A 4,210-nucleotide genomic window follows, 5' to 3' on the forward strand; every position below is an offset into this window, starting at 1 on the left:
AGTGGCAGGCTTTTTTTCAAAACAATTCAGTTGCATTAATTTTTTGCCATTCGTTAAGCCTTCCGTACAGTTTTGTTTCTTTAAACATCTCTTTTGTAAATACCATTCTTAGGGACGTTTCTAATTGCTCTCCCTTAATTCCGTTTCTACCTTCAATTTCTCTAAAGTATTTTGCAAAAATGTTGAGTAGGTCGTGTCCATTAGTAATTTGTAATTTTTCCGGATTTGTTTCACGGACATCGTTTACCATCTGAATAATGGATTGAATATCTATAATTGTAGCACCTTCCGACTTTCCTAAAACTCTAGTTATATATTGTTCCAAGTCAAATGAAGAATTTGCAAAATAAACTAAATCCTGATAACCAGGGGAGAAGTTTAATCCGATACTATCACGCTCATTTATAAGTTTTAAGCAACTAATAGATAAAATTATGTCGATTAATTGATTCTTTAATTGTTCGTGTTCGTCCTCTTTCTTTAAAGAATATTCAAAAACCAATGCATTTAAAACTGGTTTAAAGTTTAGCATTGTTGTTTCTATATCGTGTTGGTCGGTTAAAAACATATTCCTTTTCGCATATTCAGGATTAATAATTTGCAAAAAATCAGAATCTCTGATTCCAATAATTAATGGGTAAATATTAACCAAAGTGTCAACACATTCTTCAAGCTTTGGATTACCACCAGGAATATTTTCAACTTTACACTTGTCTAAATCGAAAAATTTTCTAAATAATCGTATATCGGAATCACCTTCTAGTAAAACAAAATTTACTCCTTGGGATTTTGGGTGAGATATATCAAGTCTCAATTCATTTAACTTCTCTTGATAAGTAATATCTGATTTTGTCATATTACTTCTTTTCTAAATTATATACTAAATCCCATCGGTCGTTAATTATTGATGGCGAATGAGTAGCAATTAAAACTTGAAAATCTTGTATTTTAATTATTCTTAATAAATCGTCAAGGAACTCTTTTTGCCAAGAAATATGAAGGGATATTTCAGGTTCATCAATCAGAACTAAAATACCTGCCTTTGTCTTAAAAATTAATTCATAAAGTAGTACTACTTCGTGTTGTTCTCCTGATGAAAGCTCATTTAAATCCAACTTTTTCCCATTAATTGTCTTGAAATAAAATCCCCTTTCTCGGTCAATTGCAATTGACTTAAAAGTGAATCTTCTCTCATTGAGAATATTTGTAAATAGTTCTAATTTTTCAAGTAATTCATCAAATACACTTAACTTTTGTTCTAAATCATTTAAATAAACTAGAAGAGCTTTTGAATCGTCTGGACTATAAGAAAGAACTTTCTGTTCACTTTCATATAGACCATTTCTAGTCAATTTTTCTAATTTCTTAGTCAACTTTGCAAACCTAGCATCATATTCATCTTTTGATACTGTACTTTTTTCAGAAATTAATCTATTAGGATAAGTACTATCTAAATTTTGGGAGATAAAAAATGATTGTTGCGTTCTTTCTATAATTAATTTTTTGAGTTCACTAGCATATGTTTGAATGGTCTCAATCATTATGGTTTGGTCTCTATCACCTCTATAGTTTCTATCAGGATTAATAACCTTTTTAAATAATCTTTGCTCTCGTATTAAATGAACATTGATAGAATCCAATATTTCGTTAGCTCTTTTTGAATTAATACGAAGTAGGTTTTTGCTGAATTCAGCAGGGAGTTGGTCAGCATAATAAACTAAAAGTTCGTCAAGTTCAACAATTTGGTCGTTTCTATGGTCTATCCATTTATCTGGTGCAATTCTATGAACAGGCAAGAACCTATCAATCGTCTTTATTAAATTGTCTGAGATTTCCGTTGAATAATTAAAAGTTTCGATTTCAATATCATTTTCAAAAAAAACAAATTTTAATTCTCTTTTATCTGTAGGTTGACTTTCAATTGTAACATCTTCGTCCATAAGCCCTAATTGTTCAGTCTTGGCTTTCTCTGTTTTATCAATTATAATACTGATATTATTGCTAAGACAAACTGTAATTTTTGTAAAGATTAGTTTTTTAAAAAATAAGAATTTTCTATTGAATAGATTGAATATAATATTTAGTACTTGTGTTTTCCCAAATCCGTTAGGTCCAGTAATTATGAGTACATTCTCAGATGTTGGATATTTGACGTCATAGTCAAACATTTCAAATAGTCCCTCAATTTTTACTGATTTGACTAAAGTGGTTAATTCGTTTCCTTTCATTTATTATTTCAATTTTGATGTAAATGTCGTCATTTTAAGCTTGCCATCAACATCTAAATTTACGCATTTCATCAAATTCACATTTATAACATGCGTACATTCATTTTATAATGAACACAATAATATTAATTAAACCACTGATTTAAAAGCTTATATAGTGTGCTTTTTTGATATTTATTTTTTTTGTATGGATGAAGTTTTATATATTTGATGAAAACTTAACCATGAAAATTATTTCACTTGTAAATTCTTACAAAGAGAAATTAATTATTCAAAGATACAGTTCATCGTCTGTAAAAAACTATTCAAGTGCTCTTCAGAATTTTTTGAGTATGGCTTCTCAAAAGTATACAGATCCGCTTGATATTTCTTTAGAAGATGTTGAAAAATTTATCTTTTGGAAAATTAATAAACATCATATTTCTGCATCGCATCAAAGCATTATTCTTTCGAGTATTGCTAAATTTTACAAATTATTATTTAGTAAGGATATCAATCTTAAACATCTGTATCCTAAAAGAAGAGAAACAAAGCTGCCTAAAGTTCTTACCCGCAACGAAGTAAAAAAGATTCTTGAATGCACCGAAAATATAAAGCATAAAGCTATCCTTACTACCATCTATTCGTGTGGTCTAAGATTAAGTGAAGTTCTGGAATTGAAAATATCGGATGTAAAATCTCAGGAATCTGTTCTTTTAATCAGACAAGGAAAAGGGAAGAAGGACAGATTTGTAAACCTCTCTCCCAAATTGCTGGAACTATTGAGAGTGTATTTTAAAATGTATCAGCCGAAAAAGTATGTGTTTGAAGGACAAAATACAGAACAATACTCAAAAAGAAGTGTGCAGCAGGTATTTAAAAACTCATTGAAAAAGGCAAACATCAGTTCTCCCGCAACTGTTCATACACTGCGCCATTCTTACGCAACACATCTTTTAGAAAACGGTACAGATATCAGAATAATTAAAGAACTTTTAGGGCATAATGATATTAAAACTACAGAAATTTACACCCATATTACAGATATTTCCAAAAGTAAAGTCAAAAGTCCTTTAGATTACTTGTAAAAAACGCTTCACAAAAGCAATATAATTCTCGCAATGTCACGGATTTGTAATTTCCATATTGTAAAATGACGGATTGCAAATCCACGCTATCGGATAGTGCTTATTTCATTTTTGGTTCACTCTTCGAAAGTGTTACAAATTTACCATTTTCGTCAATTTTATAAATTGTTGTCGTAATCTCTGTTTCTCCACTGGATTCGTTATAATCTTTCACTTCAATTTTGCTTTTGGAAATCTCGCTTTTTGTCCACATCCAAGATTCCGCAATTTCGTCGTAAGCAATTTGCAATGTGTCAATTTTCTTGAAATTTTTGTCAAAAGTCACCATAAAGGTTTTAAGTTCCATTTCTCCATCTTGAAATGTAAATACAAATGTTCTGAAATTTTCAGAATAGGGTAATTCATAATTAACAGAAATATCCGTTCCGTTTTTAAGCCAATCTTGAAGTCCTAATTTTTGTATTTGTTCTTTTTTTAGCTTTTTATAAACTCTTCCATCAGGATGATTTTCTCTATATGATTCATCATAAGTGTCGAAAGAAGTTTCTTCAGATATTGGAAAATTCGCCATATCTACTTTCATAAATTTGATTTCATCAATTGCATCCGAATTTTCTTTTAATAAATCAGTTTTGGGTTGAATTTGATTTTTTGGCTTAATTTCTGTTTTTTCAATTTCTTGAGTTTTTTCTTTACAAGAAACTACTGTAATAAAGAATAGAAGTATTAAAATATTTTTTTTCATTATTGATTCATTTTATGTTTTTGTTTTGCGGTTTTGAGAGCATTACTGCTAACGGTTTGTGGCTTGGCGAAGGCAAGGCAATCGAAGCACTTCCGTTCGGTTAATGTACAAAATTTTATAGAAGCACAAAAGCTGAAGTTTGCACTTCAGCCCTGCTTTTGCCAAACCGA

Annotated in this window: 4 protein-coding genes; 1 reads left to right on the plus strand and 3 read right to left on the minus strand. The window is 29.9% G+C overall.

Annotated elements, in window-relative coordinates; translation table 11 throughout:
• Positions 1–16: 16 nt before the first annotated feature.
• Together QWT87_RS20845 and QWT87_RS20850 are read right to left on the minus strand one after the other, a co-directional pair.
• Positions 17–856: a DUF4435 domain-containing protein gene (locus QWT87_RS20845; RefSeq protein WP_302718637.1), complete on the minus strand. Its 840-nt coding sequence runs from the start codon at positions 854–856 to the stop codon at positions 17–19.
• Between the two features lies 1 nt (position 857).
• Entirely contained in the window at positions 858–2,228 is a 1,371-nt protein-coding gene (locus QWT87_RS20850; RefSeq protein WP_302718639.1) for an AAA family ATPase, read from the minus strand.
• A 224-nt stretch (positions 2,229–2,452) separates the two neighbouring features.
• On the opposite strand from QWT87_RS20850, the gene QWT87_RS20855 reads away from it, so the two are divergent.
• On the plus strand, positions 2,453–3,295 hold the full coding sequence (locus QWT87_RS20855) for a tyrosine-type recombinase/integrase (protein WP_302718641.1): 843 nt from the start codon (positions 2,453–2,455) through the stop codon (positions 3,293–3,295).
• Positions 3,296–3,395: 100 nt separating this feature from the next.
• On the opposite strand, the gene QWT87_RS20860 is transcribed toward QWT87_RS20855, so the two are convergent.
• Entirely contained in the window at positions 3,396–4,040 is a 645-nt protein-coding gene (locus tag QWT87_RS20860) for a hypothetical protein (protein ID WP_185208166.1), read from the minus strand.
• Between the last annotated feature and the right edge of the window lie 170 nt (positions 4,041–4,210).

Origin of the sequence: Chryseobacterium urinae, assembly GCF_030518295.1 — a bacterium.
Classification (GTDB): Bacteria; Bacteroidota; Bacteroidia; order Flavobacteriales; family Weeksellaceae; genus Chryseobacterium; species Chryseobacterium mucoviscidosis.